Annotated in this window: 11 protein-coding genes, 2 tRNA genes and 3 pseudogenes; 6 read left to right on the top strand and 10 right to left on the bottom strand. The window is 59.4% G+C overall.

Annotation, left to right across the window (positions count from 1 at the left end; genetic code table 11):
- Positions 1 to 7: 7 nt before the first annotated feature.
- Complete coding sequence (locus GJU48_RS24900; RefSeq protein ID WP_176462913.1) at positions 8 to 145, bottom strand: hypothetical protein; 138 nt, start codon at positions 143 to 145, stop codon at positions 8 to 10.
- A gap of 172 nt (positions 146 to 317) precedes the next feature.
- On the opposite strand from GJU48_RS24900, the gene GJU48_RS12585 reads away from it, so the two are divergent.
- Entirely contained in the window at positions 318 to 512 is a 195-nt protein-coding gene (locus GJU48_RS12585) for a hypothetical protein (protein WP_053255884.1), read from the top strand.
- A 24-nt stretch (positions 513 to 536) separates the two neighbouring features.
- Here the strand turns inward: GJU48_RS12585 and GJU48_RS12580 are convergent.
- A pseudogene (locus tag GJU48_RS12580) lies at positions 537 to 902 on the bottom strand (fe2+ zn2+ uptake regulation protein); the annotation flags it as partial.
- 238 nt (positions 903 to 1,140) lie between these two features.
- On the opposite strand from GJU48_RS12580, the gene pvdQ reads away from it, so the two are divergent.
- The 3 genes and pseudogenes from pvdQ to GJU48_RS25235 all read left to right on the top strand — a co-directional run.
- On the top strand, positions 1,141 to 3,420 hold the full coding sequence (gene pvdQ / locus GJU48_RS12575; protein WP_094950079.1) for a bifunctional acylase PvdQ: 2,280 nt from the start codon (positions 1,141 to 1,143) through the stop codon (positions 3,418 to 3,420).
- Positions 3,421 to 3,632: 212 nt separating this feature from the next.
- Positions 3,633 to 3,706, top strand: a tRNA-Cys gene (locus tag GJU48_RS12570).
- A 98-nt stretch (positions 3,707 to 3,804) separates the two neighbouring features.
- A pseudogene (locus tag GJU48_RS25235) lies at positions 3,805 to 3,975 on the top strand (phage late control D family protein); the annotation flags it as partial.
- Here the strand turns inward: GJU48_RS25235 and GJU48_RS12565 are convergent.
- From GJU48_RS12565 to GJU48_RS12550, 4 genes and pseudogenes are all read right to left on the bottom strand, one after another.
- Positions 3,953 to 4,249: pseudogene (locus GJU48_RS12565) on the bottom strand (amino acid permease); the annotation flags it as partial. The pseudogenes GJU48_RS25235 and GJU48_RS12565 overlap by 23 nt on opposite strands.
- Before the next feature lie 150 nt (positions 4,250 to 4,399).
- On the bottom strand, positions 4,400 to 4,903 hold the full coding sequence (locus tag GJU48_RS12560; protein WP_094951104.1) for a YkgB family protein: 504 nt from the start codon (positions 4,901 to 4,903) through the stop codon (positions 4,400 to 4,402).
- A gap of 340 nt (positions 4,904 to 5,243) precedes the next feature.
- Positions 5,244 to 5,330 (bottom strand) — tRNA-Leu (locus GJU48_RS12555).
- A gap of 350 nt (positions 5,331 to 5,680) precedes the next feature.
- The gene (locus tag GJU48_RS12550) at positions 5,681 to 5,962 is read right to left on the bottom strand and encodes a hypothetical protein (RefSeq protein ID WP_094953889.1); all 282 of its coding nucleotides are present in this window, start codon (positions 5,960 to 5,962) and stop codon (positions 5,681 to 5,683) included.
- Between the two features lie 182 nt (positions 5,963 to 6,144).
- Between GJU48_RS12550 and GJU48_RS12545 the strand changes: the two genes are divergently transcribed.
- Positions 6,145 to 6,594: a GFA family protein gene (locus tag GJU48_RS12545; RefSeq protein WP_094953888.1), complete on the top strand. Its 450-nt coding sequence runs from the start codon at positions 6,145 to 6,147 to the stop codon at positions 6,592 to 6,594.
- 2 nt (positions 6,595 to 6,596) lie between these two features.
- Here the strand turns inward: GJU48_RS12545 and GJU48_RS12540 are convergent, their stop codons facing one another.
- Positions 6,597 to 7,124 (bottom strand): DinB family protein, encoded by a 528-nt coding sequence (locus GJU48_RS12540; RefSeq protein WP_094953887.1) that lies wholly within the window; start codon positions 7,122 to 7,124, stop codon positions 6,597 to 6,599.
- 125 nt (positions 7,125 to 7,249) lie between these two features.
- Here GJU48_RS12540 and GJU48_RS12535 point away from each other — a divergent pair, with 125 nt between their 5' ends.
- Positions 7,250 to 7,906, top strand: a complete 657-nt coding sequence (locus GJU48_RS12535; protein ID WP_155296003.1) for a DUF533 domain-containing protein — start codon at positions 7,250 to 7,252, stop codon at positions 7,904 to 7,906.
- Positions 7,907 to 7,939: 33 nt separating this feature from the next.
- Here the strand turns inward: GJU48_RS12535 and GJU48_RS12530 are convergent, their stop codons facing one another.
- From GJU48_RS12530 to mgtA, 3 genes are all read right to left on the bottom strand, one after another.
- Complete coding sequence (locus tag GJU48_RS12530; RefSeq protein WP_094953639.1) at positions 7,940 to 8,761, bottom strand: hypothetical protein; 822 nt, start codon at positions 8,759 to 8,761, stop codon at positions 7,940 to 7,942.
- 18 nt (positions 8,762 to 8,779) lie between these two features.
- Positions 8,780 to 9,127 (bottom strand): DUF2493 domain-containing protein, encoded by a 348-nt coding sequence (locus GJU48_RS12525; RefSeq protein ID WP_094953640.1) that lies wholly within the window; start codon positions 9,125 to 9,127, stop codon positions 8,780 to 8,782.
- Positions 9,128 to 9,190: 63 nt separating this feature from the next.
- Positions 9,191 to 11,905, bottom strand: a complete 2,715-nt coding sequence (gene mgtA / locus GJU48_RS12520) for a magnesium-translocating P-type ATPase (protein ID WP_094953641.1) — start codon at positions 11,903 to 11,905, stop codon at positions 9,191 to 9,193.
- Positions 11,906 to 12,006 lie beyond the last annotated feature (101 nt).

The raw sequence follows: 12,006 nt of genomic DNA, 5'->3' as shown, positions 1-12,006 counted from the left end.
TGGGCGATCAGCGGTGCTCGTAGCCTCGGCCGTCGTCATAGCGGTGGTCGTGCCAGCCACCACCACCGCCGCGTGGGAAAAAGAAGCAGCCGCTCATGCTCAGCATGATCAGCAATGGAATCAGCAGTGTGATTCGACGAAGCATTTCAACATCCTCTAGAGTACTGACAGGGTCAATCTGGCGCTGAACGAGCCAAAGCTTTTCATCGCCTGTAACATACGACCCTGTCGACCCTCATCCATCCCCGTCACTGGGTATGTGCTTGGCATGCTCGACGATACAAAGTGAATACATTTATCCGGTTCAGGAACCCGTCATGACCCAAAAGCAACGTTTGAAATATTCGATTCTGATTTCCCTTGTAGTACTGGGGACGATGTTTGGCCTGTCCTACCTGCAGAACACCGGGGTTATCAGCGAGAAAACGTTCCAGTACATCGCCATTGCCGTGGCGGTGACCGTGGTGGTGATCAACGGCATCATGCGCCGCAAGGTCAAGCCTAACTTCTGAGGGGGAGTCAGGCGCGACGGCGGCTTCGAGTACCTTGGCAGCCTCGTCATGGAGGCGGTAGCTTTTGTCCGCATTGAGGGTGATTACGCCCTCGCTGCACAGGCGCTTGAGCACCTCACGCACGCTGAGAAACGACAACGGAATGCCCAGCTCCAGCAAATGGCTGTGCACGCCGCGCACTCCCAGGGTGCGCTGGTTGTCGGCGGCGGTGAGCAGGGCATCGATGACCTTCAGCCGAATCAGGCTGGTGCGCAAACCGAAGTATTTGAGCAAATGGCGAATACGCTGGTTGCCGTGCTCCGGCGCTTTGCCAAATGCTTGCGCGCCGCTGCCGAAAGTGGCGTCGGCGGCAGGTGTTTGTCCGTCCGTGGGCAGTTGCGAGTTGTACATGCAAAAAACTCCTTATCAGAGCCTGATCAGGAAAATGATGGCGCTCTTATCTAATAAGACGAACGAGCGAGCAAAATCATGAAGTGCGCGATGTAGAAATTTTGTCGGTATCAGCTTTGTCACAGCGCAGATGACATAAATAGATACCCTGCGCGACTAAATCACAGCCGGCATTTTGCGTCCTTACGGTGGGGTAGTTACCCCTGGTGAGGGTGTTCAATTTGACTGTGGAGCTTGCGTGATTATTTCCAATGGGTTGTCCAGGGTGTGCATGGCCGGGGTGTTGCTCGGGTTGAGCCTTGCCGCATCGGCGCGCGAGCACGTCACACAAACGTCGGCAGAGATTCGCCGCACCACCTTCGGCGTGCCGCACATTCGCGCTAACAACGAACGCGGCCTGGGCTACGGCATCGGCTATGCATATGCCCAAGACAACCTGTGCCTGCTGGCCAATGAAGTGGTCACGGTCAACGGCGAACGCGCCAAGTTTTTCGGCCCTGAGCAGGCGACGCTGGAAGAGCGCAACAACCTCGCCAGCGATGTATTTTTTACCTGGCTGAACACCCCCGAAGCGGTTGCTGCCTTCTGGAACGCGCAGACGCCGCAGATCCAGCAGCGGATTGAAGGCTATGTGGCGGGCTACAACCGATACTTGAAAGAGCAAGGCGCACCGGCGCAATGTCACTCGGCGTGGGTGCGGCCGCTGGTGGTGCAAGACTTGGTCAAACTCACCCGCAGGCTGCTGGTGGAAGGCGGTGTCGGCCAATTCGCCGAAGCCTTGGTTGGCGCCGCACCGCCTCAGACGACCGCCAGCGTGCAACCCAACTTGAAAGCCTTTGAACTGGCCGCTGCCAACCAGCAACGCTTTAGCCTGGACCGCGGCAGCAACGCTGTCGCCGTGGGCCGTGACCGCTCGTTCAATGGCCGTGGCATGTTGCTCGCCAACCCGCATTTCCCCTGGGTGGGCGGCATGCGTTTTTATGAGATGCACCTGACCATTCCCGGCCAGTTGGACGTGATGGGCGCCGCGCTGCCGGGCCTGCCGGTGATCAACATCGGCTTCAACCAGCACGTGGCCTGGACCCACACCGTCGACACCTCCAAGCATTTCACCTTGTACCGCCTCACCCTTGATCCCAAGGATTCCACACGCTACTTGCTCGACGGCAAATCCATTGCCCTGGAGAAAACCTCGGTAACCGTGCAGGTCAAGCAAGCCGACGGTAGCCTTAAGGCCCAGCCGCATACCGTCTACAGCTCGCAATTCGGCCCGGTGGTGCAATGGCCCGGCAAACTGGATTGGGACAACCACTATGCCTTCAGCCTGCGCGACGCCAACCTGGGCAACGACCGCGTGCTGCAGCAGTGGTACGCCATGAACCGCGCCACCAGCCTCGAGGAACTGCAAACCTCAGTGCATACCCTGCAAGGCATCCCATGGGTCAATACCGTGGCCACCGATGACCAGGGCCAGAGCCTGTACATGAACCTGTCGGTGGTACCCAACGTCAGCGCCGCCAAACTCGCGCAATGCAGCGACCCACGGGCCGGCCTGCAGATGATCATGCTCGACGGCGCCCACAGCGCCTGCGCCTGGGACATTGACCCACGTGCGGCGCAGCCCGGCATCTTCGCCGCTGACCAACTGCCGCAACTGCAACGCACCGACTACGTACAACACTCCAATGACTCCGCGTGGCTGGCCAACCCCAAGGCGCCGCTCACCGGTTTCTCCCCAGTAATCAGCCAAGACCACATCGGCCTCGGCCCGCGCGCGCGATTCGCCGTGCAACGCCTGCAATCCCTGGAGAAACAACCGATCGGCGTGGTCGACCTACAAAACATGGTGATGGACAACGAGGTCTACCTCGCCAGCCAAGTCATGCCCGACCTGCTTGAGTTTTGCGCCAAACACCTCGGCACCGACGCGGCGACCTTGCAGCCATTGTGCAGCAGCCTGAAAAGCTGGGACCAACGCGCCAACCTCGACAGCGGCCTGGGGCTGGTGCACTTCATCAACCTGTTCGAACACCTGCAGCAACTCCCCGACGCCTGGCGCGTCGCCTTCGACCCGGCGCACCCGCTGACCACGCCACGCGGCCTGGCCATCGACCGCGAACCCGTCGCCAAAGCCCTGCGCGAAGCCATGCTGGCCTCCACCGCAGACGTCAGCAAGCTTGGCCTGACCCGCTGGGGCGACATCCAAGTCTGCGGCCAAATCCCCATCCACGGCGGCCCTCAAGAACTTGGCATCTACAACGCCATGCAAACCGTGCCCCGCGAAGACGGCAAGCGCGAAGTGGTCAGCGGCAGCAGCTACCTGCAAATCGTCACCTTTGACGACAAAGGCCCCCAAGCCCTGGGCGTACTGGCGTTCTCCGAATCCAGCAACCCCCAATCGAAATATTCAAAGGACCAGACCCAAGCCTTCTCCGAGAAAAAACTGCGCCCGCTGCCCTTCACCGAAGCCCAGATCCAGGCCGACCCGCAGTATCAGCAACAGCTCATCAAGGAGTAGGGCAGGGGCGCAACCCCTTGATGCCAATACGAAATATTTTTGAAATCAAGGGGTTGCAGCCAAAAGCAAATGAGTACATAATGGCGCCCATCGAACGCAACGAAGCATTAAAAACTTCAATGCATTCAATAAGTTAGAGTAGAGGCAGGGTTCTATAGCCCACTCAAGTTTTTATGCGGTGAATGTCAGTGGTAAGGGCATTGATCGTTTGAGGCCGAGTAGCAAAATGGTTATGCAGCGGATTGCAAATCCGCCTACGCCGGTTCGATTCCGACCTCGGCCTCCACTCTTAGAAACCCCGTAGATTAACGTCTACGGGGTTTTTTATTGCCTGCGATTTAGGATCCGTTCCGCAACTTTTGGCATGCGTTCCGCAACCCCCTGCGATACGACTGCACGGCCAAGGTGGCCGACGGCAAGCTGTTGGTGATGCCACGTCAAGGCAGCCAGACTGCCAGCGGCAAGACGTTCGGCGCGATCACCCGAGAGAGCGATCTCAGTCGATGGCAATTCAGCCTTGGGGATCGCAACAGGACGGAAACGGCAGGGTCCAGAACACCGACAAGCCAAAGGTCAGCCACAGCGCTGGGCGCGGGATGCCGGACTTCTCGTCAATACGCGTGAAGATCTTGAAGAACGTGCCGGTCTGCGCCCAGCCATACACCACGCGCGGGGTGGCGTAGATCACCGCGTCGGCCACCACCAGATAGGCCAGCCAGCCCACGCCCAGCGCCAGGGCGATGTCGCGGTAAGGCAGTGCGAGTTCCTTGCTGATCCCGGCCCAACCGTTGGCGAGCATCTCGGTGGGTACGCCGCCGAGGAATGCGGTTTACATCCTCCTAGAAACGCTGCCGGTGAGAACGTTCTCACTGCATCGTTCGTTTTCCTTCAAGGTAGAAATAATCGAAGTACTTGATCTTGAGTTCCGTTCTAATCGCTGGTCCACCTGTTGCTGTAGTGGACCAGTGACGGTTTTAGGCTAGAGCGCTGCATGCTCCCTATCAGTCTGTTTGGCGCGTGCCGTCAATTGTTGCGCCGCGTTCTTGAGCAGCACCAACGAGCCGGCCATCAACACCAGATCCTTGATCAGGAAAGAGGTGGCGCCGCCCATGGCGGGGAAACCTCCGGCCGAAGCCTCCCACCCACCCGGAGTGGTCAGGAGCAGACTGGCGGTTGTCAGATAAGTCACAGAGGAGGCCGCCGCGGCAATCAGTGTGACTCTCGATGACCATGCGCCGATGGCCAGACTCAGACCGATCGCCCATTCAGCTGTGCCTAGCGCATAACTCGCGCCCTGAATGCCAAACACACCGTACATCCAAGAAAGGAGGGGGCTGTTACTAATCAGCGGAATCAAAGCCTGGGCTTCGTAATCAAACCATTTTGTGTAGCCAAACATCAGAAATATCAAAACCAGCACCCAGCGCATGAACTCGACCTCAAACGGCTGACGAAGAAAACGGGAATACAGTGATGAGTGCATGGGGGTTTTTCCTTAATAACAATGAGAGTTACGGACGTAGAGTTAGATCAAAGCGATGCATTACAGTGTTTGTAATTTTTTTTCGAAAAACGTAGGAGGTCACACTGGCTTTCTGGCCAAACGGCAACGATTGAATCACGCCCAGCCCAATGTTCTGACATAGTTGATTAACACTAAACCATCGGACTCCATAAATCGAACCGAGGGTATCCCGAAATGTATCCCCTGACGGATGGGTTTGCATAGCACTGGATGGCACCCCCTGGAACGACAAACCCCGCACTAGGCGGGGTTTGTTTGGTTCTTTTGGGACTGCTTGGCACTCCCTGGAACTGCTAAATGGTGCCCGAAGCCGGAATCGAACCGGCACGCCCTTACGAGCGGGGGATTTTAAGTCCCATGCGTCTACCAGTTTCGCCATTCGGGCGGTAGCGCGGTGCAGCAGGGTTGGGAATATATAGACCCGAGCGTTTGGATGCAAGGTCGAAAACGCTGTTTATCGCTTTAATCCAAAGCTGAAAAAGCTTGTCAGATCAGTGATCTACACAGGAAAGCTGGGGCTGAAGCGAGGTGTTGGACACCTCGCGAAACGTTCCAGTCAACAACTGACACGGGCCTGAATGACTCAGACAAATGGCTGCCCGCTGAAACCGCGTGGCAAACGCTGCAAGCCGGGCATGTCAGATCAGTGATCTACACAGGAAAGCTGGGGCTGAAGCGAGGTGTTGGACACCTCGCGAAACGTTCCAGTCAACAACTGACACGGGCCTGAATGACTCAGACAAATGGCTGCCCGCTGAAACCGCGTGGCAAACGCTGCAAGCCGGGCAGGTCGGTGAGGCGTTGTGTCCACGCGCTGCGCCAATCGCTGGCGGTGTGGGTTTTGGCTTTGCGTGCGGAGCGGCGGGCGGCGTTGCGTTGGGTGCGGCGCGCTTCCTTGTAGGCATCGGTATTGCGGCAGGTACGGCATTTGACTCGGTTCAGCTCAGTGCTGGACGTGAGGTTGCTGCCGTGGTGGCCGCAGGCTAAATGCCCGGCGACCTTGAAGTGAGTGACCATGTAAGCGTCTCCTTCTTATGGGGTGCGCGCATCGGTAATACGCTGATGTGCGCGAGGAGGGCGGGCTGCGGAAAATCCCGACACCTGAAGTTACGACCCCAGACGCAGCGCAGCGTTCGGTTTTGCGCTTAAGGGTGTTCAGGCTAATCTGTGCCGCCAACAATCATAAAAAGGAGTGAATGATGAGCGTCGAAAAACTGCCGCTGGAAGGCAGCTGCCGCTGCAATCGGGTGCGTTTCAGTGTGAGCTTGCCACCGGTGATTACCATGGCGTGCCATTGCAGCGGCTGCCAGAAAATGACCTCCAGTGCGTTCTCCCTCAGCGCGCTGTTTCCCGCCAGAGGCTTTACCGTGACTCAGGGCTGCCCGGTGATTGGCGGCTTGCACGGTGTGGACCGCCACTATTGCTGCCCGCATTGCATGAGCTGGCTGTTTACCCGCCCGCATGGCATCGATGAGTTCGTCAATGTGCGTGCGACCTTGCTGGATAACGCCAGTGATTACGTGCCTTTCATGGAAACCTGGACCAGCGAAAAGCTGCCTTGGGCCACGACCCCCGCGGTCGAAAGCTTTGCGCAATTGCCTGAGCTGCAAGAATTCCCGCGCTTGATGCAGGCCTACGCGCAGCGCTGAGTTCAGTCGATCAGTGCCAGCAGGTCGGTGTCGCCCACGTCCACGCCCGCCTGGGTCAGCAACGTGGTTGCCTGGCCCCGGTGGTGGGTCTGGTGGTTGAAAAAATGCACCAGCAAGCCGAAGAACGGTTTGCTGTTCGCCACGCCGCCCATGTTGTGGTAACTCAGGCGCTGATCCAGGTCGGTTTCGCGCAGGCTGTGGGCCCACTCGAGGATGAGTTGGTCCAGCCAGGCGCGATGGTTTGCCAGCTCGCGGATATCGGCAAAGGCCAACTGCCTGAGGTCGCTGGGTGTGGCAATCGCACTTAAGGGGGCCAGGGCCGCAAAGTTTGCCGGGTGCTGGGCAAAGCGCTTGAGCCAGACGGTGTCGCCCAGCGCCAGGTGATTGAGGGTGCCGAGAATCGAGCCGAAAAACGCCTGTCGGTCCGCGCTCAGCTCTGCGTCCGTCAGCGTGCCGGCGGCTTCGTAGACTTTGCGGTTCATCCACTGGTTGTAGTGGGCCATCAACGCGATGTGCTCGATGCGGTTCACGTGGGTTCTCTCTTAGCGGCGTAGTGGCGCCATCATAAGGCGTGCCCGCCCGGCGGTCATGGTGTTCCAGCCTGGGCGGGCTATGGTTGTTGAACGCCATTACTGCGCCCCGGGAGGGTGAGAGCATGAACACCAGCGATCTATTGGAACAATTGCTGCGCGGGCAGCAAGGCGGCGGCGCCTCGGGCGGTGGCCTGGGTGGGCTGCTGGGCGGTTTACTGAAAGGCACCAGTACTGGGAATGCCTCGGCTGGCGGCGGTTTGGGTGGGTTATTAGGTGGCTTGGGTGGGTTGTTGGGCGGTGCGCCCGCCAGTGGTTCGACGCCGACGCGCTCAGGCGGGATGAATTACGCGGCGCTGGCTTCGTTGGGGATGGCGGCGTTTCAGGCGTATCAGGCGTGGCAGCGTCAGCAGGCGTCTGCGCCTCAGCAAGCGATCCAAACGGTTGACCAGCTTGATGGGCCGCAGGCTGAAGCTCATAGCCATGCGCTGTTGCGTGCGCTGATTGCGGCGGCTAAGGCGGATGGTGAGATTGATGAGCAGGAGCAGGAGATGATCTCAGCCGAGATTGGGCGCCATACTGATGACCCGCAATTGCAGCAATGGCTCGATGCCGAGGTGGCCAAGCCGCTGAATGCTGCGGATTTTGCTGAATATGCGAAAGATCCGGCGGTGGCTTCGGAGGTTTATTTGGCCAGTGTGATGCTGGTGAATGTTGAGCAGGCAGTCAGCTCATGTGTAACTGTTCCACCGCCTTCGCGAGCAAGCCCGCTCCCACATTGAATTGAGTCCAGTCTCCACTATCAGGCCGCTGCCTTAGAAACGCACCGTAGCCCCCGTAGTCAACCACCGGTTACGGTCCCCATTCAGGCTTTGCCCAACTACCAAGTCCACATCAACCAACTGGCCGACATGCAATCGCGGCCCGGCCTGCCATGCCTGGTCGCCGCCTTCCTGGCCGTAGCGCTCGCCAATCAGTGTCAGCGCATCCGCAACCTGGTATTCGAACCCGGTTCCCCAGGTCAGGCGGTGATTTTGCTCACCGCCGTTGTAGGCGTGTGTCCAGCCAGCATTCACGTTCAGGCGCAGCGCTTCGAGGGGTTGCCAGGTCAACGGAATGTTCAGGTCCGCGCCGTCAAACGCGTGTTGGCGATCCAGCGCAAAATGCGAAGTCGCTGCCACCGCCATCTGCAGCCCCAAGTCATCCCGCGACCACACTTGCGCCTTCACTTGCGGGCTGACTTGGGTCTCGGCCTCGCCGGCGTTGCTGGCGCGCGACAGTGCGGCGCTCCATTGCACCGAAGGCAGTGCGCTGAAGGTGCAGGCCGGGTTCAAGGTTTGGTTATGGACGTTGCCTTGATGCCGATTGGCGCTGTACCAGGCGTCCACATTGCATTCTCCCGGGGCGTTGACGGCGCCGTCGTCGACCACATATGCACCACCGGCTGCATGGGCCTTGGAAAGCAGCGCGATGAGCAACACAAGGCCCAGGGTCACGCCGATAAAGGTCAAGTTACGTTGCAGCGCGCGCCGCTTGGCCGGCGGTAACAGCAACAAGGTGTGGCGAGCGTCGCGATAGTGACGTGCGCGGTATTTGGCAAACCCGTCTAGACGGGCAGGGGTGTGTTTTTTGTGCATGATGCACCTCGCTTGAATTCAGCTTTCTACAATCAGCACCGAAATGCCGCTGGCTTTGGCCTGGCAGACCAGCTCCGAGGTGTCGTCACCACCCGGCAGGGCGATGATTACGTCGGGGCGGCTGTCGGTCAGCATGAAATGGTTGCGCTGGCGTTCCGCCTGCTTGCCGTGGCGTTGCCAATTGGGCGGGTAACGCACCACGTCGATGCCGATTTCCCGCGCCCACTCCTCAACGTCACTGCCCAGGAACTGGTTGCCGCCGTGAATCAATACCTGCACCGGGCGCAGGCGGTGGTAAGCGTCCAGCACTTGGCGGGACTTTTTGGTGTCGGCGTAATGACGACCTGCACAGATCAAGACGCGCATAGTTGAATCCTTGTGTTGCACGGTGGCCGCCGGGCGACGGCCACCGTTTTCAGAGGCGGGTGATCAGTACCACTGCTTGAAGCGGCGGATGTAGATCGTTTTCATCAGTTGGGCCACGCAGCAGTAGGCGAGCAGGGTGCCGACCAGCCATGGGAAGTACGCCAGCGGCAGCGGCTCCAGGCCGACCAGGGTGCCCAGCGGTGAGAACGGTACGTAGATCCCCAGCCCGATGACGATGGCGGTCATCATCAGCACCGGCCAGGCGGCCGTGCTCTGGAAGAACGGGATCTTGCGAGTGCGCAACATGTGCACCACTAAGGTTTGCGACAACAGCCCTTCGATAAACCAGCCGGACTGGAACAGGGTCTGCATTTCCACGCTGTTGGCGCTGAACACGTACCACATCAGCGCAAAGGTGGTGATGTCGAAGATCGACGAGGTTGGCCCGATCCAGATCATGAAGCGGCCAATGTTTTTCGCATCCCACTTACGCGGTTTGGCCAGGTATTCCTTGTCCATCTTGTCCCACGGCAAGGCCAGCTGGGAGATGTCGTACATCAGGTTTTGCAGCAGCAGGTGGATCGCCAGCATCGGCATGAACGGAATGAACGCACTGGCCACCAGCACCGAGAACACGTTGCCGAAGTTGGAACTGGCGGTCATGTTCAGGTACTTCATGATATTGCCGAAGGTTTCGCGGCCTTTGAGCACGCCTTCTTCCAGCACCATCAGGCTCTTTTCCAAGAGGATGATGTCGGCCGATTCCTTGGCGATGTCGGTGCCGCTGTCCACCGAGATACCCACGTCGGCATCGCGCAGCGCCGGCGCATCGTTGATGCCGTCACCCAGGAAGCCCACGGTGTGGCCGTTGGCTTGCAGCGCCTTGAGCACCCGGGATTTCTGCAGCGGCGTGAGCTTGGCAAACACCGTGCGCTCTTCCACGCGGCGCATCAGGGTGGCGTCGTCCATCGCTTCGATTTCTACGCCCAACAGTGGCTGGCCAGGTTCAAGGCCGACTTGGCGGCAGATCTTGCTGGTGACCACGGCGTTGTCGCCGGTCAACACTTTCACCGCCACGCCGATTTGTTGCAGTGCAGCAATCGCCGGGCCTGCGGTTTCCTTTGGTGGATCAAGGAAAGTCAGGAAGCCCTGGATGACCAGGTTGCGCTCATCGGCGGTGGTGTATTGCTGGCGAGCCAGGGATTTAGGGATGTTGCGGGTGGCGACCACCAGTACACGGAAACCATCTTCGTTGTAGTCGTTCGCCAGTGCCAACAACTCGTCACGGCGACGATCATCCAGCGGCACTGCAGCGCCATCCTCTATCACGTGGGTGGAAATGCTGAGCATCTCTTCCACGGCGCCCTTGCACACCAGCAACTGGTCGCCGGAAGCATCCTTGACCACGATCGACAGGCGACGGCGTACAAAGTCGAACGGCAATTCATCGACCTTGCTGTAGGCAAATGGCAGCTGGAACTTGGGGTTGTGTTCCGAGAACTGCACCACGGCCTGGTCCATCAGGTTCTTCATGCCGCTCTGGTGGTAGCTGTTGAGCCAGGCCAGGGACAGCACCGCATCATCACGTTGGCCAAAGGCGTTGACGTGGTGTTCGAGGATGATTTTGTCTTGGGTCAGGGTGCCGGTCTTGTCGGTGCACAGCACGTCCATTGAGCCGAAGTTCTGGATCGCATTCAGGCGTTTGACCACCACTTTGCGCTTGGCCATGGCGGTGGCGCCCTTGGCCAGGTTGGCGCTGACGATCATTGGCAGCATTTCCGGGGTCAGGCCCACGGCCACCGCCAGGGCAAACAGGAACGCATCGCCCCAGTCGCCTTTGGAGAAGCCATTGAGCAGGAACACGATCGGCACCATCACCAGCATGAAGCGAATCAACAGCCAGCTGACGCTGTTCACCCCACGGTCGAACGCGGTCTGCACCCGCGAGCCGACAATGGCCTTGGCCAGCGAGCCAAAGTAAGTGCGTGGCCCGGTGGCGACCACTACGGCCTTGGCGCGGCCGCTGACCACGTTGGTGCCCATGAAGCAGATGTTCGGCAGGTCGAGCAGGTTGCCTTGGTCGGCTGCCAGCGAAGAGGCAGACTTTTGTGTGACGTCACCGAGGGTGTCGTATTTCTCGACCGGCAAGGCTTCGCCAGTCAGCACGGCCTGGCTGATAAACAGGTCACGCGACTCGATCAGGCGGATATCGGCCGGGATCATGTCGCCGGCCGACAGTTGCACGATGTCGCCGGCGACCAGGTCGCGCATCGGTACTTCGCGCAGCGTTGGCTGGGCGCCGACTTGCTCACGCCGCAGCACCGTGGCGGTGGTGCGCACCATGGCTTTCAGCGCTTCGGCGGATTTGGCCGAGCGGTGCTCCTGCCAGAAGCGCAGCAGGCTGCTGAGCAGCACCATGGTCATGATGATGATGACTTTGGTCAGGTCGACTTCTTCACCAGCCTGCAAGGGCAGCCAGTAGTCCGTGATAAAGCTGATGCCGGCCAGGGTCAGCAGTACGTAGATGAAGGGGTTGTTCAGTGCCTGCAGGAACTGGACGATGGCGTGAGGCGGCTTGTCATGGGCCACCTCGTTGTAGCCTTCGCGCTGCAGACGTGCCGAGGCGTCCAGCTCGGTCAAACCGTCCTGGGTGGCTCGCACATTGGCGAGGGTGGCCTGTAGGCCGTTCTGGGCTTCACGGGCGGCACGCATCGACAGTTTGGTGTCGGCGTCGGTGCCATTTTTCTTGTGCAGAGGCGTGTTTTTTACGGCGCTCATTGTCTGTACTCCTGTCGCCAATTCTCGACAAAACATACCCGGTACTTACCTGAATACAGGCGAGCGAAAGCATGCCGAGCCGCGGACTTCGCGATCGGTTT

Source organism: Pseudomonas sp. IB20 (genome assembly GCF_009707325.1).
Lineage (GTDB): Bacteria > Pseudomonadota > Gammaproteobacteria > Pseudomonadales > Pseudomonadaceae > Aquipseudomonas.
The sequence above is the reverse complement of the archived record's forward strand: the minus strand, read 5'-3'. Positions and strand labels throughout refer to the sequence as shown.

Bases quoted from the DNA above. Each gene is read 5' to 3' on its own strand.
- GJU48_RS24900 (WP_176462913.1), bottom strand. From the start codon at position 145: ATGCTTCGTCGAATCACACTGCTGATTCCATTGCTGATCATGCTGAGC.
- GJU48_RS12585 (WP_053255884.1), top strand. From the start codon at position 318: ATGACCCAAAAGCAACGTTTGAAATATTCGATTCTGATTTCCCTTGTA.
- GJU48_RS12560 (WP_094951104.1), bottom strand. From the start codon at position 4,903: ATGCACTCATCACTGTATTCCCGTTTTCTTCGTCAGCCGTTTGAGGTC.
- GJU48_RS12550 (WP_094953889.1), bottom strand. From the start codon at position 5,962: ATGGTCACTCACTTCAAGGTCGCCGGGCATTTAGCCTGCGGCCACCAC.
- GJU48_RS12545 (WP_094953888.1), top strand. From the start codon at position 6,145: ATGAGCGTCGAAAAACTGCCGCTGGAAGGCAGCTGCCGCTGCAATCGG.
- GJU48_RS12535 (WP_155296003.1), top strand. From the start codon at position 7,250: ATGAACACCAGCGATCTATTGGAACAATTGCTGCGCGGGCAGCAAGGC.
- GJU48_RS12530 (WP_094953639.1), bottom strand. From the start codon at position 8,761: ATGCACAAAAAACACACCCCTGCCCGTCTAGACGGGTTTGCCAAATAC.
- GJU48_RS12525 (WP_094953640.1), bottom strand. From the start codon at position 9,127: ATGCGCGTCTTGATCTGTGCAGGTCGTCATTACGCCGACACCAAAAAG.
- mgtA (WP_094953641.1), bottom strand. From the start codon at position 11,905: ATGAGCGCCGTAAAAAACACGCCTCTGCACAAGAAAAATGGCACCGAC.